We start from the raw sequence: 21,115 nt of genomic DNA on the forward strand, positions 1-21,115 counted from the left end.
CCCGGCCTGGTTCCGTCCGGGCGTGAACGGACACAGCGCGAACGGACACTTGCGCGAACGGACACTTGCGCGAACGGACACTTGGGGCCCTCAGGCGGGGCCTCAAGTGTCCGTTCGCGCTTGATTACACCAGTATCAGGGCTGGTCGCGGACCAGCAGCGGGACACCGAAGACGGGGTCCTGCGCCAGGATCCGCACGTCGCTGACTCCGGCTGCGGCCAGGTGCTTCCGGAATGATTCCTGCAGCCGGACAACGTTCATGCCCAGGCCGCTGCCCAGAATGACCGGACCGTCCAGCCCCAGCTGCCGGAGGACCTGTGCCGCCATGTCCGCCAGGTCCTTGCCCGCCTGGTCGATCAGGTCGCGGCTGACGCTGTGGCCGGCGTCGGCCGCCTCCACCACCAGCCGGGCCTGCTGCGCCCAGAAGCGCCGTCCGGTGTCCGGGGAGTGGAAGAGCGCGATCAGCTTGTTCGGGTCGTCGGTGTGGCAGGAGTCCAGCAGCGCACGGGTCAGCTCGTCCGGTTCCCGCCCCTGGTTCATGCGCCGCAGGCTGTGCCGGACGGCCTCGCGCCCCAGCCAGTAGCCGCTGCCTTCGTCGCCCAGGAGGTAGCCCCAGCCGCCGGCCCGCGCCTCGTCGCCGTCCCCATTCGCTCCCCAGGCCGCCGAGCCCGTGCCCGCAATGACTGCGACGCCGGTGCTGGCGCCGCCTGCCGCGAGCAGGAGCCGGGAGTCGTGGACCACGGTAATCCGGGCCCCCGGGGCGTGCGGCTCAATGAGGGCGGCCAGGGCGGCCGCGTCCTCATCGGTGTCGATCCCGCCGGCGCCGGCGTAAACCTGCGCCACTGGCCCCCGGCCGATTTTGGCGAAAAGCTCCGCAAGATGCGCCGCGGCTTCCGCACGGCTGACGTTCTGGACGTTGGCGCTTCCCACGCTCTGGTCGGCTACCGGTTTCCCGTGCTCGAAGCGGACGCCCCTCGTCTTGGTGCCGCCGATGTCGAGGCCGATCACGACGTCGTTGGGCCGGGCGTCGCCGGACGCGCCCGTGCTGGACGAAACAGGGGCCGCACCGGATAGGTTGTCAGAGTTAGTCACCAGAACAGATTACTGATTAGCCCCTAGGAGCCGGCCATGCCCCACGCCGAGATTGATACCCGCATCATTGCAGCGCCCATGGCAGGCGGGACGTCCACGCCGGGCTTCGTCTCGGCAGTCCACCGCGCCGGGGGACTGGGCTTTCTCGCCGCGGGGTACAAGAGTGCGGACGCGGTCAGTGCGGAGATCCGCGCCTGCCGGGACGCCGGCGTCCGGTTCGGGGTCAACGTTTTTGTGCCGGACCATGCACAGCTGAATCCCTCCCCCGATGGCGTGGCCAGGCTGGAGGAGTACCGGGGCAGCCTGGGCCGGGACGCCGGGCGCTACGGCGTGACCGTGCCGCCCCTGGTCCTTGACGACGACGATGCCTGGCAGGCGAAGATCGACCTCCTGTTGCAGCACCCGGTTGAACTGGTCAGCTTCGCGTTCGGGCTGCCCGATTCCGCAGTGGTCGAGGCGCTTCGGAAGGCGGGGTCGACGGTCCTCGCCACGGTCACCAGCCGCGCCGAGGCAGAGCTGGCAGCTGACCGAGGAGCCGACGCCCTCGTCGTCCAGCACAGCAGCGCCGGCGCCCACTCCGGTGCTTTCCTGCCCGGGACGAAACCTGGCGGCATGCCGCCGTCGACGGCTGACCTGATCCGGGAGGTGGCGGCCGCCGTCGACCTGCCGCTGATCGCCGCCGGCGCGGTGTCCGACGCCGCCGCCGTCAGGTCGGTCATTGCCGCCGGGGCGGTGGCAGCGCAGGTGGGAACGGCGCTGCTGCGGACGGACGAAAGCGGCGCGCGGCAGCTGCACAAGGACGCCCTTGGCGATGACCGCTTCACCGAAACAACACCCACCCGCGCGTTCACCGGCCGTTACGCACGGGCACTAGTCAACGACTTTGTCCGCGACCACGGGGACGCGCCCGAGGGCTACCCCGCCATCCACCATCTGACAGCCCCCATCCGCGCGGCAGCAGCCGCTGCCGGTGACCAGGAGCGGCTGAACCTCTGGGCGGGCCAGGGCTGGCGCTCGGCCAGGACGGGACCCGTGGCTGAGGCGGTGGCCGCGCTCCTGAACGGTTAAAGCCCGGCGCCGGTTAGGGCCCCGGCGCCAGGGGGCCGGTCAGGCGCCTGAGCGGGCCCGGACCAGCCCCGCAAGCAGCCCGGGCCCCTCCTCCAGCACCAACTCCCGGAAGAGCCGGACGGCGTCAGGTTCGCTCTCCCGCACGCTGCGGCGCTCCCGCCAGGCCAGGCCGATCTCGCGGTACGCCAGTTCTGATTCCAGCGCAATTTCCACCCAGCCCAGGTCGCCGGTGTCCGCAGTGACGCCGAGGCCCGGCCCGCTGCCTCCCTCCGGAGGGAGGATGCTGACACCCAACCCGGCGGACACCAGACCACGCGCGGTGTGTGAATCCTGGCTTTCAAAGGCGATCCGAGGCCTGAAGCCGGCCTCCCGGAACAGGGCCTCCGCCAGGGAGCGCAGCCCGTAGCCGGAACCGAGCGCAACGAACGGATCTTTCCGGATCTCGGCCACAGCCACCGACTTCCGGTCCGCCAGCGGGTGCCGGTGGTGCACCACGAGCCGCAGCGGTTCCCGGTACAGCGCGGCGGAGCCGATGGTCCTGCTAGCTGGTACCACGGGTGCGGTCAGGGCGAGATCGGCGGCGCCGGAGGAGAGTTCCGCCAGGCAGCTGTCGCGGGAGCCCTGGCGGAGATCGAACTCTGCCTGCGGATAGCGGCTCCGGAAGGCGCTGATGAGCAGGGGCAGCGTCGCCTCGCCGAACGTGTGCTGGAAGGTCACGGTGACCCGGCCGCGAACCACCTCCGATTCGTGCCGGACAAGGTCCAGGCCGGCACGGAACTCGGCGAGCGCCGATTCCACATAGGGCAGCAGCGTCGTGGCAGCAGGTGTCAGCCGCACTCCCCTGCCGTCCCTGACCAGCAACTCGGTCCCCACCACGGCGCTGGCGCGCGCCAGCGCGCGGCTGACGGTCGACTGCGGAACGCCGAGCAGCTCGGCGGTTTCGGTGATGTGCTGCGTCCGCCCAAGCTCCGCCAGCAGCGGCAGAATCGGCAGCAGCTGCACCAGCTGCCTGTGTTCGATATCCACGGTTCTCCTCCGTCAATCAATCCGATCATGCATGAATTATTGACGAATCATGCATTGGATACTAGGTCAGCATAGATCTACGCTGAAGGCATGCCAACGCCCCACAAACGCGCCACCGGAAGCCTGGAGTGGAACGGGCACCCGAAAGGTTCACAGGCCTACGGCAGGATCCTGGCAGGCCTCGCGTTCGCCGGCGTGGCCACCTTCGCGCAGCTCTATTCCACCCAGGCCGTGCTCCCCGTCATGGCCGCCGAGCTTCGGGTGACCGCCGCTGAAGCGGCGCTGACCATTTCGCTGGCCACCGTGGGCCTCGCCGTCACCGTCATCCCATGGTCGTTCCTCGCCGACCGGATCGGGAGGGTGAAGGCCATGACCTGGGGAATCTGCCTGGCCACAGCACTGGGACTGCTGGTGCCGCTGGCAACGTCCTTCCCCGTCCTGCTGGGCCTCCGGATGCTGGAGGGCATGGCTTTGGGCGGCATTCCTGCCATCGCCATCGCCTACCTCAACGAGGAAATCGACCGGGCACACGCCGCCGTGGCCGCGGGCAGCTACGTCGCGGGCACCACACTGGGCGGGCTGACGGGAAGGCTCGTCGCCGGACCGGCCGGGGAATTATGGGGATGGCGCGCCGCCGCGCTCGCGGTCTCCGTCCTGGCCACAGTGGCCGCCGTGCTCTTCCTGGTCCTCATCCCCAAGGCCCGCGGCTTCAGCCCGGCCCGGGGCATAGGCCTCCGCGGTGCGGCCAGGACCCTGTCCGGCCACCTGGCCAACCCCAGGCTGCTGGCACTCTACGTGCAGGCCTTCCTGCTGATGGGCGGCTTCGTGGCCGTCTACAACTATCTCGGGTTCCGGCTCTCCGGCGAACCGTTCAGCCTCCCCGCCACACTCATCAGCCTCATCTTCCTGGCCTACCTTTCGGGCACCGTGACCTCACGCCGGGCCGGAGCCCTGACCCAGCGCTTCGGCCGGCGCACGGTGTTGCTGGCTGGCATTGCTGTTATGGCGGCGGGCCTGGCCCTCACCCTTACGCAGGTGCTGGTGCTGATACTGGCCGGCCTCTTCATCTTCACCGGCGGTTTCTTTGCGGCCCACAGTATCGGCGCGGGCTGGACCGGAGCCATCGCCCGGTCCGGCCGGGCACAGGCAGCATCGCTGTACAACCTCGCGTACTACCTCGGCTCCAGCATCTTGGGCTGGGCAGGCGGACTGGTGTTTCAGTCCCTCGGCTGGCAGGCGCTGGCGGCCGCCGTCATCATCCTGGGGTGTGCGACGGCGGTGATCACCGCCGTCGCGCATCCTGCTTCCGGGGGCGAACGGAGGGAGCGCCAGCAGGACGAGGCGAGCCTGCAGCATCCCTGAATAATCCGCCGCCCAACGGGGCAGGAATCCTGCACTTGTTCGGGAGTGCCGCTCGCCGGTGAATGTCTTGGCAACTTTCGCGCCGCTAAGATGAACGGAGAACACTCCAGGAGGATCCGTGAGCAGCAACGCGAAGAATATTCGGCCGGCGGCGGGACACGAACCCCTCGACGCCATTGACGAGCGGCTGCTGGCGGCCCTGGTGGACGATGCCCGGATATCCAACAAGCAGCTGGCCGAGCTGGTGGGCATCGCCCCCTCCACCGCCCTCATGCGCACCCGCGCGCTCTCGGACCGGGGCATCATCCAGGGGTTTGAGGCGAAACTGAGCCTTTCCGCGATCGGCCGGTCAGTGCAGGCCCTGATCGCCGTCCGGCTCCGCGCCCACGACCGGGAGCAGATCGACCGGTTCACCTCCCGTGTCCCCAAGCTGCCCGCCGTGCTGTCGACCTTCCACACGTCGGGCTCGGTCGACTATCTGCTGCACATCGCCGTCGCCACCACCGAGGACCTGCGGGACTGGGTTCTGGACAACCTGGCCACCGATCCCGTGGTGGGCCACACCGAAACCACACTGGTGTTCGACCACATGCAGGGCAACCACGGGCCGCTGCCGGATCAGGACTGAGTCAACACCGGGACTATGTCAACGCCGGGACTGCGCGGCCCGGCAACGACCAGCCCGGCGCTGCCTAGCGGCGGGGAAGCAGCAGGCCCGAGTGGGCTGCGCCGAGGACATCCCCACGCAACAGGAAATTCGTCGCGGCGCCGCGCGGCGTCCCGCTGCTGCCGGACGGCTTCCTCCGGAACAACCCGGCGCCGCTCCGCCCATCCCACCAGGCCCGCGCCGATACGGACGGCCACGGCTTCCAGGACGGAGGCACGGCGATAGCTGGCGACGGACTGGTTGACCGATAGAGCGCTCATGGCTCTTTCCTTTCGGGGTTCGATGGCTGTTTTGTGCTGGTTGATTCCGCTTGGGCTGTGTTTTGCTCCGCAGCCCGCGGAGCGGCCCGCTTCCCGGCCCGCTCCGCGGGCTGCGCTTTTCGCTGGCCGCGGCTGCCGGCGGACGCGGGGACACCGAGGATGGGGAACGCGTTGAAATGGATCTGGACCGGCCGGGCGCCTTCCTGTTCGTCCTCACCCCGGATCTCCTCCAGCAGACGGTAGGAGTAGGCGTCCATCGCCCGTGTATAGGCACCCAGCTGATCTTCGTTCATTCGCACGTTGGCGGTGCTGACGATGGCCGCTTCCAGCCAGCCGCGGTCCAGGGTGTCCGCCCCGTGTGCCATGAAATCAGCAAGCACGGCCTGGCGGCGGTGTTCGAACTCCCGGTTGACCAGCCGTGACGCTTCCTGGGTGGCGGGGGAACTTGCAAGCTCAGGTGACGAGACCTCAATGGCGCCCCGCGGCCGCTCCCACCACCGCTCACGTGCCGTGCCTTTTCCCTCTACTTCCCGAACGAAGTCGTGCTTGGCTAGCTGGCGCAGGTGATAGCTCGTGGAACCGCTGGACTCCCCCAGCAGCTCGCCGAGGCTGCACGCCGTCTGTGCGCCGTACCGGGACAGCATTTCCAGGATCTGGACGCGCAGCGGATGTGCAAGGGCCTTCAGGGAGGCCGGGTCCATCTTCCGGACCGGGTATGGCAGATCCTGCACGTCGGGCGTTTCGGTGTTCGGCTTGCTGGCCATACCGCAAGGCTACTCTTGCAAAGATTTCTTTGCAATGATTATTTTGCAATCAGTTCTTTGCAATTGTTTCTTTGCAAGCCTAACGACGGCGCCACCTCCCGCCGCTGCTAGCGGCGGAGACTGCGGCCCTGCTACCGAAGGAGGCTGCGGCGCCAGGTGATCGCAGCCAGCAGCGCCGCCGCTACGGCGCAGGCTGTCACGAATCCGGCGACGGCCGCGTCGAGGCCGTAGGCCGCCGTCGCGAGCCCCAGCCCCACCACCGGCACAGCACTTCCGAGGTAGGTAATCACATAAACGGTGCTGACGATCTGTGCATGCCGGGACGCCTCCACCTTGCCCGCCACGTCATTGAAGACGGTCCGGAAGGCGACGCCCTGGCCGGCGCCCGCGGCCAGGCTCGCCGCGACCAGCAGCCACGGGTTGCCGGCGGCCGCCGCGCCCGCGAGGAGCGCCACGGCGCCGCCCAGCACAGCCAGCCCCGCCGGCACAGCGAACCTGCTCCGGACGGCGATCAGCTGGCTCAAGGCGGACGAACCCAGGGTGAGCCCGGCCAGCAGGCCGATCAGTGGCCGCGAGTCGGTGCCCAGGATCTTCGCGAAGTAGCTTGGCGCAAGGGACAGGCAGAAGCCGAAAACGGCAAAGCTGAGGAAGCCGACGGCCGCCGCCAGCCAGAATGCACCACGGGCCTCCCGGGACACCGTCGGCCGGCGCGGCGCCAGGGCTGTCAGCGGGTGCGGGCCTTCTGCCACTTTGATGGCAGGGCGGGCGCGCAGCAGGTACAGGGGGATCAGCAGGGCGGCCAGGACGAGCGAATGGATGAGGTACGGCGCGGTGGTGGAGCCGGGCAGGAGGGAGAGGATCCCGCCGATCGCGGGGCCCGCCGCCACTCCCCCGGCCGAAGCCAGCAGGGTGAAACGGGAGGCCCACTCCGGGCGCTCGGGCAGCAGCTCACGCAGTGCCGCCGAGCTGGCCCCCGTGGCCAGGGCGACGGCAACGCCTTGGAGGGCCCGGCCGCCGCACAGCCCGGCGAGGCTGTCCGCATTCGCAAAGACCAGGCCACCGGCGAGCCCGGTCAGCACGGCAAGGAGGAGGGCCGCACGGCGCCCGATGTGGTCGGACCAGTGCCCCGCGAGCATGAGCGTGGCCACGAGCGCCAGGACGTAGGCGGCGAACGCAATGGTGATGCCCAGGGAACTGATGCCGAGCCGCACCTGCAGCAGCGGGTACAGCGGGGTCGCCAGGTTTGCTCCCACCAGGAGCGTGAAAATGACGACGCCGGCCATGGCCAGCCGTGAGGTGGTGGACGCATCCCAGCCCCAGCGGGTGGCCGCAGCCGGACGCATTCGAAGTTCGCTAAAGACGGTCATGCCCGTGCCCTTGCCTGTGTGGCCGTGTAACCGGCCCCTTGTGGGGGCTGCTCGCACGGATGGAATCTTGGTACCTAAAGAATGCGGCAGGAGTGCGTACCCAGTGCGTCATTTTGTGGGAATATTGAGCAAAACCATCAATCTTTGGCCGGATTCATGAACCGGAGTGACGATTTGAACACGTTGGACCCCACGGATCTGAAGATCCTGCTTGAGCTGATCCGCGACCCCCGCGTTCAGATCGGCGAGCTGAGCGAAAAACTCGGCATCGCGCGGAACACTGCCCAGTCACGCGTGCGTCGCATGCTCCGCTCCGGCATCCTGCACGACGGCGGCCGCGAGATCGACCTCGAGGCGGTGGGATACGACGTCGTCGCCTTTGTGACGATTGAGGTGACCCACCGGGAGCTCGACGGCGTGATCGCCGCTTTGCGGCTGATTCCCCAAGTCCTCGAAGTGCACGAGATCTCTGGCAGGGGCGACGTCTGGTGCCGCGTGGTGGCCACCGACACGCAAAATCTCCAGGCCGCGCTGCGTTCGATCCTGCGTATCAAGGGCGTGATCCGCACCGAAACCGTGCTGGCCCTCCACACGCACATCCCGTACCGGACCGAGCCGCTGATCAGCCGCCTCGTGCAGTCTGCTGGGGCGCAGTCGGAATAGTATTCGAGGATGGATTGGCTCTCTTACTTCTTTCAGGTCAACTGGCTTGCGGTGCTTCTTGCCTTCATCGCGAGCATGGCCATCGGCTTCGTCTGGTATTTGCCCGCCGTGCTCGGCAAGCGGTGGATGGAGGCCGTGGGCAAGACCGAAGAGGACCTCCGGAACTCTGAGGGCGGCGCCGGAACCTGGGTTCCCATGATGGCGGCCGCAGCCGTGACCGCCATCCTCCTCGCAGTGCTGATCAGCAAGCTCGGACTCGACAACGCAGTGGCCGGTGGGTGCTTCGCTTTTGTGCTGGCGGTCGTGTTCCGCGTGGGAGGTCACGTAATCCACAACGGTTTCGCCGGACGTCCCGCCGCCGTGACGCTCATCGACTCCGGCCATGACGTCCTCGCTGTGACAGCAGCGGGAGCGATCATCGGCGCGATGTCCTGACCCAACAGATGTCCTGCCCCGAACAGACGGAGACCTGCAGCCTGTGACCATCATTGACAACGCCGTCTACGTCGACGGGGTCCGCACGGCGGAGCCCGAAAACCTGGAACAGACGTTTGAAACGCTTGACAGCCACGGCGGAATGGCCTGGATCGGCCTGTACCGTCCTTCGAAAGCCGAGATGGCCGCCGTCGCCGACGAGTTTGGGCTGCACGACCTGGCCGTCGAGGACGCCGTCTCGGCCCACCAACGGCCCAAGCTGGAGCGCTACGGTGACAACCTCTTCACTGTCCTAAGGCCGGCGCGGTACCGCGACGACACCGAATCCGTGGAATTCGGGGAGCTCCATGTATTCGTCGGCAGGAACTTCGTGGTGACCGTCCGGCACGCGGAGATGTCCGGTGTGGGACAGGTACGCCGCCGCCTGGAGTCCCGGCCGGATCTCCTGCGCCACGGACCGCCGGCAGTACTGTACGGGCTGCTGGACCAGGTGGTGGACGACTACGCTCCGGTGGTGGCCGGGCTAGAGAACGACATCGACGAAATCGAGGACCAGCTCTTCTCCGGCGACTCTGCGGTGTCGCGCCGCATCTATGAGCTCGCCCGCGAGGTCATCCAGTTCCAGCGGGCCATCCATCCGCTGCCGGCCATGATGCAGCAGCTCAACGACGGATTCGACGACTTCGCTGCCGACGCCGAGCTCCAGCACAATCTTCGGGACGTCGAGGACCACGTGGAGCGGGTGATTTCGCGGGCCGATTCCTTCCGTGACCTCCTGCAGAATGCCCTGACCCTGGACGGCACGCTCACGGCCAACCGGCAGAACGAGGCCAGTGCGCAGCAGAACGAGCAGGTGAAGAAGATCTCGTCCTGGGCTGCCATCTTCTTCGCCCCGTCATTCGTGGCCGGCGTGTACGGCATGAATTTTGACCATATGCCGGAGCTGCATTGGGCCTACGGCTATCCCATGGCGATGCTGCTGATGGCCGCCACCGCCGCCCTGATGTATCTCATCTTCAAGCGGAAGGGCTGGCTCTAGTGGCCGGTTTCTACCGGGGCCTGATCATCACTCCCGGCACGGAACGGCAGTTGGGCGCCTACGGGCTGTTCAGGCCTTCGCCATCCCAGCGGGAGGCCCTGGCCCTGCCCACCGGTCCGTTGTCAGTCAAGGGCGCCGATCCGGACATCCTGTGGGTCAGCTTCACGGAGCTGTGCGTCGGGGGTCGGTCGACGGCGGACTATCTTGTGCTGGCGGAAAGGTTCCCTGCCTGGGTGGTGGACGGCATCCCGTCACTTTCGGGAGAGTCCACTGCCAGCCCGGCTGACTGGCAGCGGTTCCTGGCTCTGTTGGATGTCCTCCACGAGCGGGAGATCACGCCGTTCCTCATCGCGCCGGGATCGCATGGCGATCCCTTTAGTGCGCCGCAGGGCAGCGCTGCTGATGAACTTGCCGCCGTCCTGTCACGCATCGGAGAGCGGCTCTCCGGGCTTCGCCGGATCGAGTCGGACGAACAGTTGGCGGATGAGCAGTCCGGCGGCTGCTAGCAACCGCCGTAACCCGTCCGTCCTGAGCCGGTTGCGTCTGCTTACAATCGATTGACATCAACTACTGAGGGAAACATGAAGAAACTCACCACCGCCCTGCTTGCCGCCGGGTTCGTCCTCTCCGCTTCCGCCTGCGCTGCACCGCAGCTAACCACCGCACAGACGTGCGACCGGATCCGGACGGTTGTCTCGAACCCCACGAACTCCGTCGGCAAGACCGGCATGACCCGCCTGGCCAACCAGATCCGTCCCATCGAGGCAGTGTCCTCCGACGAGCTTCGGCCCGCGCTGCAGGCCATCCTGGAATACACGGACGAGTCCGCGAAGGAAACCCCGGATGAGGCGAAACTCACCGAGCTGAAGACCGGCTACGAGCAGGCCGGCAGCACCTACAGCAGGTTCTGCGGCGGACAGTAGCCCCGTCTCTTACACGTCTGGCGGCCACGGGCAGGACACCCCTCCTGCCCGTGGCCGCTTTTCGCGTCGGCAAAAACAAGGCCGCGCTGGCGTGGCACCGATACTGCATCGAGTCCTGTGAGGGTTGTGCCACGGCCGGAAGGTTCCATGGTGTCGTAGGCCGCGGGCTGACGATGCTAGGTGCCACCTTCCCCTCCAGGTGAGAGCCGCTCTAGACGTGAACCAAAGCCAGCCCCCGGAGCTTGGGAAAACCTCGGGCATGCGGCGTCCACCCCCTCACACAGGGGGTAAAAACGAAGCCCGACGATCAGGTAGCACCCGCATTTCACAATGTGCAGGCCCCAGACTGTTCCTGTCCCTGAAGCAGAAGGTAGCCGCGAACCGTTGCTTCAGAACGCCGGGTCCGGAACGCATTCCCCCCGATGTACCCCGGACCCGGCGGACAATTCCATGAGGCGGCCAGGGGCCGCTCGAACTCGCTGCCGGCGACGCCCAGCTGCGGTTACTTGGATGAATGCTGTCGAACTCTTGATCCGAACCTGCGATGACGGTGGCAGGTTCTTGAGCTGCCTCCGGGACTATTTCATTGAGAGTCGCAGGACGGCGTGGACAACTGGATGAGGTGGCTGCATGGCGGAGGACCCGGACGCGGGCCAGGACCTTCCGGTTCTGGATGACGCTGCATTGCAGGACCTCAGAGACGAAGCCGGGGAGGATGCGGCGCAGACATTCATGGAGGAGTATCTGGTGATGCTTCCCGTGCGGGCGGCCAAGATCTTCAAGGGCCTCACCCGCGGCGATGCCGCGACCACTTTGGACGCCATCATCAGCCTGAGGGTCAGTTCCGGAATGGCCGGCGCGCGGCGCCTTGAGTCCTACTGCGGCAGTCTCGAGAGCGCACTTAAGCACGGCCATGCCCCAGACATGACAGCAGTGAAGGCCGTGCTGTTCGCGAACATCCGGCAGGTAGTCCGCGAAGCGTCCCGGCGCGGCCACCTCCCGCCCAAATCCCACGGTTCCGCAGAGTCCTGACTTTCCCGCCAGGGCGAGCACCGCCTCCTCGGAGCTGACGGCGTATTTGGACGCTGGCGGAAGGTTCAAGACCTGCGCCGCGTCCTCCAGCGGCACCCCCAGCGGGCCGCCGCTCCGCTCGACGCGGTCGAAGCGTTCAACGAGGAGCCCGGGCAGGCCTGTCCGGTCTCTCACCACGGTGTGGGCGGCGACGGGTATCTTCAGTGTCCGCGCGCCTGCCAGATGCGCAGCCTCGTTGACCACCAGATGCTGGTGAAGAGGCGGGTCCAGCCTCAGCAGGTACCGCCGGCCGGCCAGTGCCAGCGGGGTGGTCAGCACGGAGGCGCTGGCCTTGTTCTGGACGCCGATCGCGAGCAGCAGGCTGAGTTCGTCGGCCAGGCTCGTCTTGACGGCGTCCTTAAGCACGGTCAGGTGATGGCCTTCGGGCAGGAGGCCAGCGAAGAAGGCCGGCAGGGACCCGCTCCGCGACTCTACCGGCTCAAGGGCGAAGGCAAGGGAGCTGGCCACCGGGCTACCCCCGGACGCGGGGTAATCCGGGGTGTATGAAAAAACCACACTGCCGCGGTCGGTGCGGTCCAGCCGCCCTGACGTGCAGTCCGACGGCGTTCGCTGCCGCGGTCACCGCACGCAGTGACGGATTGCCGGTCCCGTTCTCGATGGCATGAACCGTGCGCGAGGAGGTGCCGATCAGGTCCGCCAGCGTGCCCTGCGTGATGCCGGCAGCCTTCCGGGCTTCCCTGATGTTCACCCCAATGCTCTTGATGTCATCCATCGCCGGGCCATCCCGAGTTATATTGCTGATAACGCTCTGATCAATACGTAGCTTGCCTCATCTGAATCAGCAACATATTTCTGATCTGGCCTTCATCGGCGGCGCCTAACGGGCTGATGACCTAAATCGGTAATATCTTTCCGATAATCATTCAACACGGCCCTAACAAAAACACCCCGGTCCGAAGACCGGGGTGTCACTGTGGAGTTAAGGGGATTCGAACCCCTGACCTCTTCGATGCGAACTGTGGATAACGTGGGTTCACGTGTGCTCACGAAAGCGTGCTCTGGCGCGCTGTTACGCGGATTCGAGCTCACGGAGCCTCACGCACGGTCACATCCGATTCACGCTCGTTCACGGTCAAAGTGTTATGCAAAGTGTTATTCCCCGGGTCCCGCGCAAAGTGACCGCTCTCGGCGGTCGAGGCGCATAGGACTCTCTGTGAACACAGCAGACGTCGTAGCAAACGGCCCCTCATGGATGCCGTCGGAATTGATGACACGAGAAGAAGCGGCGGCATATTTGCGCCGCTCTCCCGGGACCCTGGCCAACTGGGCTGCCCAGCGGAAAGGACCGCCATACTATCGCCAACTGGACGGCGCCGTCGTCTACGCGATCGAGGATCTGGCTGAGTGGCTGGCTGCCCAGCGAGTGACGCCGAGGGCAGCCTAATGGCCAACCATGAGACGCGACCGGGGTCATGGGGAAAAATCCCACCCGCAAAGAGACTGCCGGACGGCAGCTACAAAGCTAACGGACGATACAAGACTCTGGACGGGAAGAAGCTCCTCCAGCGTTTTCGCACCGGCACCACTGCACGCAAGGCCGAGGACGCCGTTCTGGCCGTCTTTCAGACAATGGCGGCGGAGGACGCAGCCAGGCACTCGGCGGAACTCGACAAGTCACCAGGACGTGAGCCGGAGGTACTCTTCGCTGAGGTTGTTGAGAGCTGGATCTCCTACATCGAGGCGGGCGGCAAAGGGCTCCGGGTTAGCACTGCGTATGAGTATGCACGCATGGCAAGGGCTGACATTGTGCCCTCTCTGGGGGCCCTGAAGCTGACTGATGTTGACATCAAAGCCTGCGCGGACTTTCTGCACGGCATCGTCAACGGAGGTCGTTACTACGCAAAAGCAGAACACAACCGGGCTGTTCTTTCTAACATCATGGAATGGTGCGCTGGCCTTGGTCTCATCCCTGGTAACCCAGTGAGGCAGGTAGCCTACCTGCCGAAACCGCGGAAGAAGCCGGTCCAGATAATCGAAAAAGAGGACATGGCCAAAGTTCTGTCCTCCGTGCGACACCACGGAGAGGCTCAGATGAACGTAAAGCGGCCCGGACCGCCGCAAAACCTGGACATCCCCGATGGCGTGGAATTGTTCCTCGCCACGGGCGTTCGCATCTCAGAACTCCTTGCATTGCGGTGGCAGGACGTGTGGATCGACAAGTTGGACGACGGTTCCTACTGGGTGCAGATAAACGGAAAAGTGGGCTGGGAGAAGGGCAAGCCCATGCTGCGACACGATTACGGCAAGACAGGTGACAAGATCCTTGACCTTCGTATAAGCCCGGAAGTTGCGGCTATGCTCCGCGCACGAAGAGCCAACGAGAGGCAATCCAACCCTAATGGGGCTATATTTCCGGCTCGCGGCGGCAAATGGATGCAGCCCCACAACTTCCGTCGGCGCTGGCGTGCAGTCCGCGAGGAACTGCAGGTCGCATATGATCTGCCGGCTGAAGATGTTCCCGTCGAGAGGAAACAGGAACACCGTCAGTCATCCCCGATCAAAACCGTCACCCCTCATACTTTCCGGCGTTCAGTGGGGACATACATTGCAGAAACGGCGACAATCGACCAGGCCGCCCAACAGTTGGGGCACAGCCGGACAGCTGTGACCATCCGGTCTTACCTCAGAGAACGTCAAGAGGCTCCGGACAGCAGCGGATACCTGGCAAGCGTTATGTACAAGCGCGAGTAGGAACGGGCCCACGCACCGGAGCGGGGAGCTAGGCAAGCTGCAGCCGCTCCGGGCATCGTCACGTACTTCCACGTCGGTGTCCTACGTCTGGCCTCCAATAATACGTCTCACGCGGACTGCCCGAAACAGGCCACCATCCACCCGCCACTTGCGCTCAAATCACAGGCATTCACCCCAAGGGCAGGGGTAGCCCAACTACGATGTGTAACCTCGTTGTCCGGTGCAAGTTACTCTCAGCGTCATGCCTGGCGCGTCTGGGACTACGAGTGGGAAACCTGCTCTAGCTGCTGCTCTCAGGTGAGCCTGTGTTGCTTGTCCGGCGACGGTTCCAGTAGGGGGCATACATTAAGCGCAGGACAAACCACCATGCATAGAAGACTTCCGCAGTGTTATGAGCAGCGTCATCGATTAGACCGTGAGCAGCTAGGTTACGGATGTTTGGGCCCACCGGTCCGCAGAAGAGTGCTTTAAGCTCATAAGTCAGATTTTCTCCTAGGACATCGACTCCTTCCTCCATCTGCTGAGTGCCGTTAAACCGATTTCGTTTTCCACTCCAGTCGTCATGCGAACCAGCCTCTCGGCAACGGGCCTTCCACACTGACTGCATAGAGATCAACTGGAAATGAAAAGGTCATCAGTTCGATTCTGATAGGAGGCTCGGGATAACCCCCGGACAGCCCCTAGATCTAGGGGTTTCCGGGGTTTTTCGCTGGTTAAGCCCGGAAGTGGCCAACGGCCTAGGGCGCACTTATGGCACACTTTGACCGCAACTGCGCAAAGGTTCATGCCCCAAGTTTAGGCTTTGGAGCCGGCCCCACTCCGAACGCCGAATATCTCGCCCCGGCCTGGTGACGCTTCTAGTCACTCAGACCGATGCTCTTCTTTGACCCGGCATACTGCTACGCCCTGTTCCCAGCAGAATGCCGTCGTTGCCTAAAATTGGCCCGAACGGCGGAGCGATTCACTAACCCTCGAGCCGTACAATCAGAGCCAACAACGCCCGACGTAGGAGCAGGACATGGAATTCGGCGGCTCTCAGGTTCCCCCGCACCGGGCATCTCCTGGTCACCATGATGTCTGCGGCTGCGGCCGCCAAGATCCACGCACCATGAGCCCTGATGAGCTGGCTCAGGCAGCGAAGAGCTGGCGCCGTGTGCAACGCTCAGCAGCAAGTCTAAGGGTGTCGCTCGAAAGTCGCCCCGGCAGCAAGACCACGCCGCCGAATTGGGTGGTCGCGCTATCCCGTGAGGAGGGGGAACCAGTCCTACTGCGCGGGTGGGAGGAGCGAACGGTTGAGCGGCTGAACCGGGAGGCCAGGGCTGCCTGCCCATGCCGTTGCCACGGCGTGAAGACGCAAGAAGAGTTGGATGAGGATCGGCGTCGGCAGCGTCGTGTCCAACGGGCCGCCGCTCGTGCTCGAATCACCCTTAACTCCCGGTCCGGCGAAGAATCTGAACTCTGGCTGCTGCAACTGGCCGCGGAGGAAGATGACCCATTGTAGACAACCCTTGCCCGAAACGAGGATGAAGAGCGCCCCTACCTTCCGCGACAAGTGAGATAAGCGTCGTGAGCTTCTCCCACGTCGCTGTCCTCCAGGGCGAACTCTGGCGCTGCAGAGACTGTAAGTCGCCTTCACACCCAGGCAATGTTCGAGGGCACGGAGATTCATCTTCGAGAAAAGACTCTGCCCGGGGTGATGCGGAGCCGAAACTTCCCGTCCTCGTCACGCAGCTGCCCTGAATGTCAGACCGCTCTTTAACCTTTCTCCCATGACAAGCGAAGTACTCCATGGAGATCTGAAGCCTTCCGGATTCGAACGGCCACCGGCTCACTGTATCTTCTGGATTTGTCCGCCAGCACCCTGACTCGCTTCGTTGCTGCCGTCGAACCTGCTGAGGATCATCTTGCGGCGGGGATGAGCTGCCTGCGAGGTGACGGGCAGCCCCTCCCGGTCCCCCAAGTTCTCAGTCTTGAGGTCGGGCAGCCCGCGCTGTTCATGCTGCAGGTGAGCGCCGACGACCCCTCGGTGCCAACTCTGCGGGCAACAAGTCGAATAGTTGAGATAGTCGGATTGAGTGAGGACGAGGAAGGACGGTACGGCCTGTGACGACGGCGGAAGAGTACTACCGGTACTACACCCGGCATGGACTGCCAGGATGGTTCAGCCGTCTCGGAGGACTGAGGCAGGCGATCATACGTTGTGACGGTCCGGAGGTGCTGGAGATCCTCCGCACCCGCTGCACACTCGATCCGAAGGATCCCCACGGCTGCTGGGTGTGGACAGGAGCGAAGCGTTCAGGCTACGGCTTCATCGGCCGTGGACCAACCAACCGACTCGCCCATCGCGTGGCATGGGACTTCACCGAAGAGTTGGGCACGCTTAGCGTCCATCACACATGCGGCACGCGGCTCTGCATTAACCCGCAGCACCTCGCTGCTGTCACCCACCTCGAAAACGTCGCGGAAATGCTTGGCAGGAGGAGCTATCTGCGTCGGATTCATGAGCTGGAGGAGGCTCTTCGCCAGTTTGATCCCAATCACCCTCTCCTCACGAGGCGGCCCAAGCCGCTCCCTCCGGAAGAGAACTAGCACCGGACGTCAGTCGCCGCGCGGCCCGACCGGAGGTGATGCAGAGTGTTTCTTTGACCAGCATCTCGCCGCCAGCCTTCTTAACGGTGAAAGAACGACCCGGTGAAATAGCTGAATTATTGGGATGGTGCCACTAGATAAACCGGAGCCGATCGAGGGTCAAGCCTGTCGGACAGAGGAGCATTGCGTACCGCGTGACAGTTTGTGGCAACATCGACGCATGCGCCGACTTCTGGACGAAATGACAGGCTCATTCAGGGTGACGACGAGATCCGGTACCGACTATCTGGTCTGTCTTGACCCGCCTCGCTACGTAATCCGGTTTCCCGGTGCATTTGACCAAGCGTTGGAACCGGCAAACGAGGTCGCACCGCTTAGGAAGGACAGTGAGGCAATTCCCCTTCTCCGCGTCGTCAACCTGACGGTGGGTCAGCGCGGGCGCATGTTGCTGTACGTAACCGAAGATGGCGGCGCAACCGTTCGGGATACGACCGAGGTTTCCCAAATCTTGCCACTTGCTGGGCAATTCCAAATGAGCGACGAAGCTGCCGCGGAAATCGGGCGGAATGCGCGGAAACTTGGGTGGTCCAGAGTTTTCCTCATGCCCTCCACGGCACCGCCGGTATTCGTCCTCGACGCATCGGCTGCCAGGACGTTATCTTCGAGAAGTTTCCACCAGTTGGAGAGCGCCATCGAAGGAGTACTCGGCAACGTGGAATTCATCTTGGACGGGGCTGAGTATTTCGACGTCTCGCAATTGAACGAGATGAGGGAACTGTAGTCGGCGACGTTTCCCTCCGACAGGCGGTTTTGAATGCGCAGGACGATCACCCGGGCCAGAACAGTTACCGGCTTTCGCTGCACCGCCGGCAATCGCCTGAGCCTGGCGGCTTAATTCCGTGGGCTGTGCCGGGGCTCACTTCAAAATTCCAGTAGCCTTTCGACAACAGACTGCGCTGCCCTAAGGACCGAGGCTATTTCGCCACCATCTGGGATGGGGCTGGAGGTTCTGTGCGAGGGGGCTGCCTTCTGCGCTTGGGCAAGGGCGTCCTTCGCACTAATCAGGTCGGTCAGCCTGGTCTTCAAAGTGTCCAAGTCCGAGGAGAGCGAGCCTGATGTCGCGGCCGATTCCGGCCTCGTCGGCGTCTACACCCGAGGCATCGGCTGCAACACCAACTGCGTCTGAGCACGTGATTCCGTTCGCTCCTGCCTCCGTTCCGATGTCTTTCATCACCGCTTCTGCGTCATGTTGCGTTGCCGCTACGTCAGTCTTATGAGTGGCTAGGTCCACCGTCACCCCGTCCAGATCGCCTTTAACGTTTCCGATAGACCATCAGGGATCAGAGACCTGACATTGTAGGCCTCGCGCTCAATTGCCTCCGGAATCCGAAGAGTCGTTTCAACGTCGATGCCGACGGTACAGCATGGGTGATCAAGACATCGAGCGGCTCGGACCCCAGCGCGACAACGTCCTCCGGTACGACTTCCTCTCCTTCGAACCAGTCCCAGCCCGGGGTGAGGAATTGTTTGTCGATCGAGTAGGCACCGCCTAGGGCTCCGAACCGCACTACCCCGAGGCTCCAGCGGTGCCCGCGCGGGGCGTGCAGCAGCCGGTCGCTGATGACCCCAAGCCGTCAGCTTCGACTGAGGCAACGCCCTCAACCGCATCCTCCTGCAGCTGGACCCGAACTTCCCGATCGTGCCCCTGGGTCAGCAGATGGACTACAACCACCTCTGCGGCCCTGGCGGTGACCGTGACGTCCTGTTGCAGGCCATGAATACCGAGGGCCTCTACCGGAACCTTGAACCTGTGCCAAGGGCTACGGAGGCCGTCCTGGCGATGGAGGAAGCCGGGCTGAACGTCTTCTTCTGCTCCACGCCGTTCGCGACGCACCCGACGTGCGCCTCCGAGAAGCTGGCCTCCATTGAGGAGCACCTGGGGAGCCGCTGGGGCGAACCGGGTGATCCTGGCCCATGACAAGACTCTGGTCCGCGGCGACGTGCTCATCGACGACAAGCCGGGCATCACCGGAAACATGACGCCGTCCTGGACGCACCTCGTCTTCGACCAGTCCTACAACCGCACCCTCACGGAAGCTCCGCGGCTTCAGGAGTGGAAGGACTGGGAAGCTGCCCTCTATCCCCTTCTGGAGATGGCCGCCGCGTAAAGCCGCCACCTGCCTCGACTGAAGCCGCGCCATCTGGTTTTGCCCTTCTGCGTTTTGGGCTGTCCCTAGTCCGGCAGGCCGGAGGGCGACACACAACGGAAAACAGACGCCGAACACATATCCTCACCTGAGAAACTTCAACGGCAACAAAGCCGGCGCACAAGGGGGAAACCATGTTCGGGAAAGACAACCTGCCGAAGCCCATCAGGGTCGACGGCAAACCGAAGCGCCGGCTCCCGCTCATCCTGTCCGGGCTGGGTCTGGCCGTCATGCTCGCGTTGGCCGGCCTCTTCTGGTTCGGTCAGGCTGTACCGGCCCAACAGGTCGCTCAGGCGCAGGCTGCGGCAAAGACCCAAAAGGACGAGGCGGCCAGGAAGAAGAAGGCCGAATCGGATGCGTTCTGGGCCAAGGTGGACGCGGAGAACAAGGCCCAGCGTGAAAAGGACGCGAAGGCTCTCGCTGCCTTCGAGGCCAGCGACGGAGGCGAAGCCGAGACAACGAAACGTGAGATGGAGAAGCTCGGCTGGACACAGTTCGCCGGGGACTTCTACTACCAGTTCGCGGACAAATCCGAGTACAGCTGCAGCTACTCCAAATGCCTCGTCGTGCACGTGACGACCATGGCGCCGGCAGGATGCCCCGGAGGCCTATACGTGGAGGCTACCGTCGACGCCGGTGGAGCTTCGGTCGGCAGGGCCAACAGCATCACCGCCGCACTCCCCCACGGCAAAGATGCCATCGTGAAGCTGACGGACACGTCAGGAGCCGGAGAAGCAATGGCGCTGACAGACCTGCACTGCCTGCGCGGCTAGCCGCACCGCCGACGAAAAACGGGCGATGAGCTGCATTCGGTGCTGCCGATAAACGGCTTCGTGCCCCCATCAGCAAATTTTCACTGCAGCGCATGGAGCGCCCCAAAAACAGAAATGGCCCCCATTTGGGAGCCATGTGATAACCCTCGTCTCTAGAGCCAGAATATCGTTCCTCAGGTTATCACATGAGGTAAAACCGACGTCTCTCACAAATCAAAGCGCTCGACCGCCGAAAGCGGTCAAAACATTCGGGAACCTACCGCCGGTAGGGTGGGAAAACGGCCCTGCTTCCCAACGCTGGCGCGGAATTTGGGTCCACCGGGACCCCCACTCGACCAAAACGACCGCGGAGGATAGGACCTCTATGAGTAGAAAGTGTATTAACTAGGAAGGAAAAGGGCTCTCTAGGAAGAGAACAAGGGCCCCCTTATATATATCTCTATTTCTGGTCGTTTAAGTAGAGTAGTAGTAGTAGGGGCCCTATTTTCCCCGGTATTCCGCGGAATATCCCACTCGACCAAGTGGTCGTTTCGTGGTCGTTCGGTGGGAGCGGCCGGTAGAGCGGCGAATTCAGGTTCCGAAGCGGTTTGTTCGTCCGCCGGCGCCGTTTGAGGCCCTGGCCGCACACATGGCTGGGCATGACGACATCTCAGAACCGACAGCCCAAAGGAATCACCACCGGCGGACAGTTCACCCCAGACACCCACGCCGAGTCGACGCTCCTGCTTGATCCCGCCACCCGCGACATCACCCTCTCCCCCGGCGAGAGCAAGTCCTTCCAAGACCTGGCTGACGGCGACATCATCGAGACCCTGAACGTGAACCGCTCCGATGACGGGTCCGGCTACTGGACCTCCCCGGCCCAGACGGTCAACATCAAAGACCTCGTCTCCGCCCCTCGCCTGCACGGGCAGACGGCGGAGTCGGCCCGAAGCAGAGGGCAGGCCACCGAAGGCTGCCTCGTTGACCGTGAGAGACGAGGGGTTCCCAATCCATTCGTCTCTCAGCTAGCGTTAGGTACACGCACAGATTCACCCGAGCGGAAGATTGGTAAGACCAGCTCGCACGGGACCAGTAGCCAAACGGCCACACCACAC

24 protein-coding genes and 2 pseudogenes are annotated in these 21,115 nt (G+C 64.3%); 18 read left to right on the top strand and 8 right to left on the bottom strand.

Going from position 1 to position 21,115, the window contains the following annotated elements:
• Nucleotides 1–135: 135 nt before the first annotated feature.
• Complete coding sequence (locus J7I85_RS16970) at nt 136–1,092, bottom strand: N-acetylglucosamine kinase (protein WP_374102483.1); 957 nt, start codon at nt 1,090–1,092, stop codon at nt 136–138.
• Between the two features lie 36 nt (nt 1,093–1,128).
• Here J7I85_RS16970 and J7I85_RS16975 point away from each other — a divergent pair, with 36 nt between their 5' ends.
• Nucleotides 1,129–2,160 carry a nitronate monooxygenase gene (locus J7I85_RS16975; RefSeq protein WP_214853857.1) on the top strand — a complete coding sequence of 344 codons (1,032 nt, stop codon included), beginning with the start codon at nt 1,129–1,131 and terminating at the stop codon, nt 2,158–2,160.
• 39 nt (nt 2,161–2,199) lie between these two features.
• Here the strand turns inward: J7I85_RS16975 and J7I85_RS16980 are convergent, their stop codons facing one another.
• Nucleotides 2,200–3,186, bottom strand: a complete 987-nt coding sequence (locus J7I85_RS16980; RefSeq protein ID WP_214853860.1) for a LysR substrate-binding domain-containing protein — start codon at nt 3,184–3,186, stop codon at nt 2,200–2,202.
• Nucleotides 3,187–3,276: 90 nt separating this feature from the next.
• On the opposite strand from J7I85_RS16980, the gene J7I85_RS16985 reads away from it, so the two are divergent.
• Both J7I85_RS16985 and J7I85_RS16990 read left to right on the top strand, forming a co-directional pair.
• Nucleotides 3,277–4,548 (top strand): MFS transporter, encoded by a 1,272-nt coding sequence (locus tag J7I85_RS16985; RefSeq protein WP_214853862.1) that lies wholly within the window; start codon nt 3,277–3,279, stop codon nt 4,546–4,548.
• Nucleotides 4,549–4,666: 118 nt separating this feature from the next.
• The gene (locus J7I85_RS16990) at nt 4,667–5,176 is read left to right on the top strand and encodes an Lrp/AsnC family transcriptional regulator (protein WP_214853864.1); all 510 of its coding nucleotides are present in this window, start codon (nt 4,667–4,669) and stop codon (nt 5,174–5,176) included.
• On the opposite strand, the gene J7I85_RS16995 is transcribed toward J7I85_RS16990, so the two are convergent.
• The 3 genes from J7I85_RS16995 to J7I85_RS17005 all read right to left on the bottom strand — a co-directional run bounded on the left by J7I85_RS16995 (nt 5,167) and on the right by J7I85_RS17005 (nt 7,606).
• On the bottom strand, nt 5,167–5,475 hold the full coding sequence (locus tag J7I85_RS16995; RefSeq protein WP_214853866.1) for a hypothetical protein: 309 nt from the start codon (nt 5,473–5,475) through the stop codon (nt 5,167–5,169). The genes J7I85_RS16990 and J7I85_RS16995 overlap by 10 nt on opposite strands.
• On the bottom strand, nt 5,472–6,239 hold the full coding sequence (locus tag J7I85_RS17000) for a transcriptional regulator (RefSeq protein WP_214853869.1): 768 nt from the start codon (nt 6,237–6,239) through the stop codon (nt 5,472–5,474). The genes J7I85_RS16995 and J7I85_RS17000 overlap by 4 nt, the downstream gene beginning before the upstream one ends.
• Before the next feature lie 131 nt (nt 6,240–6,370).
• Entirely contained in the window at nt 6,371–7,606 is a 1,236-nt protein-coding gene (locus J7I85_RS17005) for an MFS transporter (RefSeq protein WP_214853872.1), read from the bottom strand.
• Nucleotides 7,607–7,762: 156 nt separating this feature from the next.
• Between J7I85_RS17005 and J7I85_RS17010 the strand changes: the two genes are divergently transcribed.
• From J7I85_RS17010 to J7I85_RS25125, 6 genes are all read left to right on the top strand, one after another.
• Nucleotides 7,763–8,269 (top strand): Lrp/AsnC family transcriptional regulator, encoded by a 507-nt coding sequence (locus J7I85_RS17010; protein ID WP_214853875.1) that lies wholly within the window; start codon nt 7,763–7,765, stop codon nt 8,267–8,269.
• A 9-nt stretch (nt 8,270–8,278) separates the two neighbouring features.
• Nucleotides 8,279–8,704 (top strand): DUF1761 domain-containing protein, encoded by a 426-nt coding sequence (locus J7I85_RS17015; RefSeq protein WP_214853878.1) that lies wholly within the window; start codon nt 8,279–8,281, stop codon nt 8,702–8,704.
• A 43-nt stretch (nt 8,705–8,747) separates the two neighbouring features.
• Nucleotides 8,748–9,743, top strand: coding sequence for a magnesium/cobalt transporter CorA (corA, locus tag J7I85_RS17020; protein ID WP_214853881.1), 996 nt, complete (start codon nt 8,748–8,750; stop codon nt 9,741–9,743).
• The gene (zapE, locus tag J7I85_RS17025; protein ID WP_214853885.1) at nt 9,743–10,249 is read left to right on the top strand and encodes an AFG1/ZapE family ATPase; all 507 of its coding nucleotides are present in this window, start codon (nt 9,743–9,745) and stop codon (nt 10,247–10,249) included. Before corA ends, zapE begins: the two co-directional genes overlap by 1 nt.
• 75 nt (nt 10,250–10,324) lie before the next feature.
• Nucleotides 10,325–10,666, top strand: coding sequence for a hypothetical protein (locus J7I85_RS17030; protein WP_003805240.1), 342 nt, complete (start codon nt 10,325–10,327; stop codon nt 10,664–10,666).
• Between the two features lie 630 nt (nt 10,667–11,296).
• Nucleotides 11,297–11,698, top strand: a complete 402-nt coding sequence (locus tag J7I85_RS25125; protein WP_251024436.1) for a hypothetical protein — start codon at nt 11,297–11,299, stop codon at nt 11,696–11,698.
• 24 nt (nt 11,699–11,722) lie between these two features.
• On the opposite strand, the pseudogene J7I85_RS25130 reads toward J7I85_RS25125, so the two are convergent.
• Nucleotides 11,723–12,253: pseudogene (locus J7I85_RS25130) on the bottom strand (HipA domain-containing protein); the annotation flags it as partial.
• Complete coding sequence (locus tag J7I85_RS17040) at nt 12,210–12,470, bottom strand: helix-turn-helix transcriptional regulator (RefSeq protein ID WP_214853887.1); 261 nt, start codon at nt 12,468–12,470, stop codon at nt 12,210–12,212. The gene J7I85_RS17040 and the pseudogene J7I85_RS25130, both read right to left, overlap by 44 nt.
• A gap of 441 nt (nt 12,471–12,911) precedes the next feature.
• On the opposite strand from J7I85_RS17040, the gene J7I85_RS17045 reads away from it, so the two are divergent.
• Together J7I85_RS17045 and J7I85_RS17050 are read left to right on the top strand one after the other, a co-directional pair.
• A complete protein-coding gene (locus J7I85_RS17045; RefSeq protein ID WP_214853889.1) occupies nt 12,912–13,142 on the top strand; it encodes a helix-turn-helix domain-containing protein in 231 nt (76 codons plus the stop codon).
• Nucleotides 13,142–14,449 (top strand): site-specific integrase, encoded by a 1,308-nt coding sequence (locus tag J7I85_RS17050; protein ID WP_214853891.1) that lies wholly within the window; start codon nt 13,142–13,144, stop codon nt 14,447–14,449. Before J7I85_RS17045 ends, J7I85_RS17050 begins: the two co-directional genes overlap by 1 nt.
• Nucleotides 14,450–14,729: 280 nt before the next feature.
• Here J7I85_RS17050 and J7I85_RS25955 read toward each other — a convergent pair whose 3' ends face one another.
• On the bottom strand, nt 14,730–15,056 hold the full coding sequence (locus tag J7I85_RS25955; protein ID WP_374102486.1) for a DUF4209 domain-containing protein: 327 nt from the start codon (nt 15,054–15,056) through the stop codon (nt 14,730–14,732).
• A gap of 1,496 nt (nt 15,057–16,552) precedes the next feature.
• On the opposite strand from J7I85_RS25955, the gene J7I85_RS25600 reads away from it, so the two are divergent.
• The 7 genes and pseudogenes from J7I85_RS25600 to J7I85_RS17085 form a co-directional block, all read left to right on the top strand.
• On the top strand, nt 16,553–17,038 hold the full coding sequence (locus J7I85_RS25600; RefSeq protein ID WP_214853895.1) for an HNH endonuclease: 486 nt from the start codon (nt 16,553–16,555) through the stop codon (nt 17,036–17,038).
• Nucleotides 17,039–17,258: 220 nt separating this feature from the next.
• The gene (locus J7I85_RS17065; RefSeq protein WP_214853896.1) at nt 17,259–17,819 is read left to right on the top strand and encodes a hypothetical protein; all 561 of its coding nucleotides are present in this window, start codon (nt 17,259–17,261) and stop codon (nt 17,817–17,819) included.
• A 643-nt stretch (nt 17,820–18,462) separates the two neighbouring features.
• Nucleotides 18,463–18,591 (top strand): hypothetical protein, encoded by a 129-nt coding sequence (locus tag J7I85_RS25605; RefSeq protein WP_285289608.1) that lies wholly within the window; start codon nt 18,463–18,465, stop codon nt 18,589–18,591.
• A 146-nt stretch (nt 18,592–18,737) separates the two neighbouring features.
• Nucleotides 18,738–19,016 carry a hypothetical protein gene (locus J7I85_RS17070; protein ID WP_214853897.1) on the top strand — a complete coding sequence of 93 codons (279 nt, stop codon included), beginning with the start codon at nt 18,738–18,740 and terminating at the stop codon, nt 19,014–19,016.
• On the top strand, nt 19,000–19,206 hold the full coding sequence (locus tag J7I85_RS17075) for a hypothetical protein (protein ID WP_214853898.1): 207 nt from the start codon (nt 19,000–19,002) through the stop codon (nt 19,204–19,206). The genes J7I85_RS17070 and J7I85_RS17075 overlap by 17 nt, the downstream gene beginning before the upstream one ends.
• Nucleotides 19,207–19,379: 173 nt before the next feature.
• Nucleotides 19,380–20,018: a hypothetical protein gene (locus J7I85_RS17080; RefSeq protein ID WP_214853899.1), complete on the top strand. Its 639-nt coding sequence runs from the start codon at nt 19,380–19,382 to the stop codon at nt 20,016–20,018.
• Nucleotides 20,019–20,656: 638 nt separating this feature from the next.
• Nucleotides 20,657–21,115, top strand: a pseudogene (locus J7I85_RS17085) (hypothetical protein); the annotation flags it as partial.

The sequence above is a fragment of the Arthrobacter sp. ISL-65 genome (assembly GCF_018613795.1).
GTDB lineage: Bacteria > Actinomycetota > Actinomycetes > Actinomycetales > Micrococcaceae > Arthrobacter.

What these genes read in the sequence shown, in the direction of transcription:
- J7I85_RS25605 (WP_285289608.1), top strand. Translation starts at nt 18,463, where the DNA reads ATGGGTGATCAAGACATCGAGCGGCTCGGACCCCAGCGCGACAACGTC.
- J7I85_RS17050 (WP_214853891.1), top strand. Translation starts at nt 13,142, where the DNA reads ATGGCCAACCATGAGACGCGACCGGGGTCATGGGGAAAAATCCCACCC.
- J7I85_RS25125 (WP_251024436.1), top strand. Translation starts at nt 11,297, where the DNA reads ATGGCGGAGGACCCGGACGCGGGCCAGGACCTTCCGGTTCTGGATGAC.
- J7I85_RS25955 (WP_374102486.1), bottom strand. Translation starts at nt 15,056, where the DNA reads ATGCAGTCAGTGTGGAAGGCCCGTTGCCGAGAGGCTGGTTCGCATGAC.
- J7I85_RS17080 (WP_214853899.1), top strand. Translation starts at nt 19,380, where the DNA reads ATGTTCGGGAAAGACAACCTGCCGAAGCCCATCAGGGTCGACGGCAAA.
- J7I85_RS17065 (WP_214853896.1), top strand. Translation starts at nt 17,259, where the DNA reads ATGCGCCGACTTCTGGACGAAATGACAGGCTCATTCAGGGTGACGACG.
- J7I85_RS16975 (WP_214853857.1), top strand. Translation starts at nt 1,129, where the DNA reads ATGCCCCACGCCGAGATTGATACCCGCATCATTGCAGCGCCCATGGCA.
- J7I85_RS17000 (WP_214853869.1), bottom strand. Translation starts at nt 6,239, where the DNA reads ATGGCCAGCAAGCCGAACACCGAAACGCCCGACGTGCAGGATCTGCCA.
- J7I85_RS17030 (WP_003805240.1), top strand. Translation starts at nt 10,325, where the DNA reads ATGAAGAAACTCACCACCGCCCTGCTTGCCGCCGGGTTCGTCCTCTCC.
- J7I85_RS17005 (WP_214853872.1), bottom strand. Translation starts at nt 7,606, where the DNA reads ATGACCGTCTTTAGCGAACTTCGAATGCGTCCGGCTGCGGCCACCCGC.
- J7I85_RS16995 (WP_214853866.1), bottom strand. Translation starts at nt 5,475, where the DNA reads ATGAGCGCTCTATCGGTCAACCAGTCCGTCGCCAGCTATCGCCGTGCC.
- J7I85_RS17040 (WP_214853887.1), bottom strand. Translation starts at nt 12,470, where the DNA reads ATGGATGACATCAAGAGCATTGGGGTGAACATCAGGGAAGCCCGGAAG.
- J7I85_RS16985 (WP_214853862.1), top strand. Translation starts at nt 3,277, where the DNA reads ATGCCAACGCCCCACAAACGCGCCACCGGAAGCCTGGAGTGGAACGGG.
- J7I85_RS17010 (WP_214853875.1), top strand. Translation starts at nt 7,763, where the DNA reads ATGAACCGGAGTGACGATTTGAACACGTTGGACCCCACGGATCTGAAG.
- J7I85_RS17015 (WP_214853878.1), top strand. Translation starts at nt 8,279, where the DNA reads ATGGATTGGCTCTCTTACTTCTTTCAGGTCAACTGGCTTGCGGTGCTT.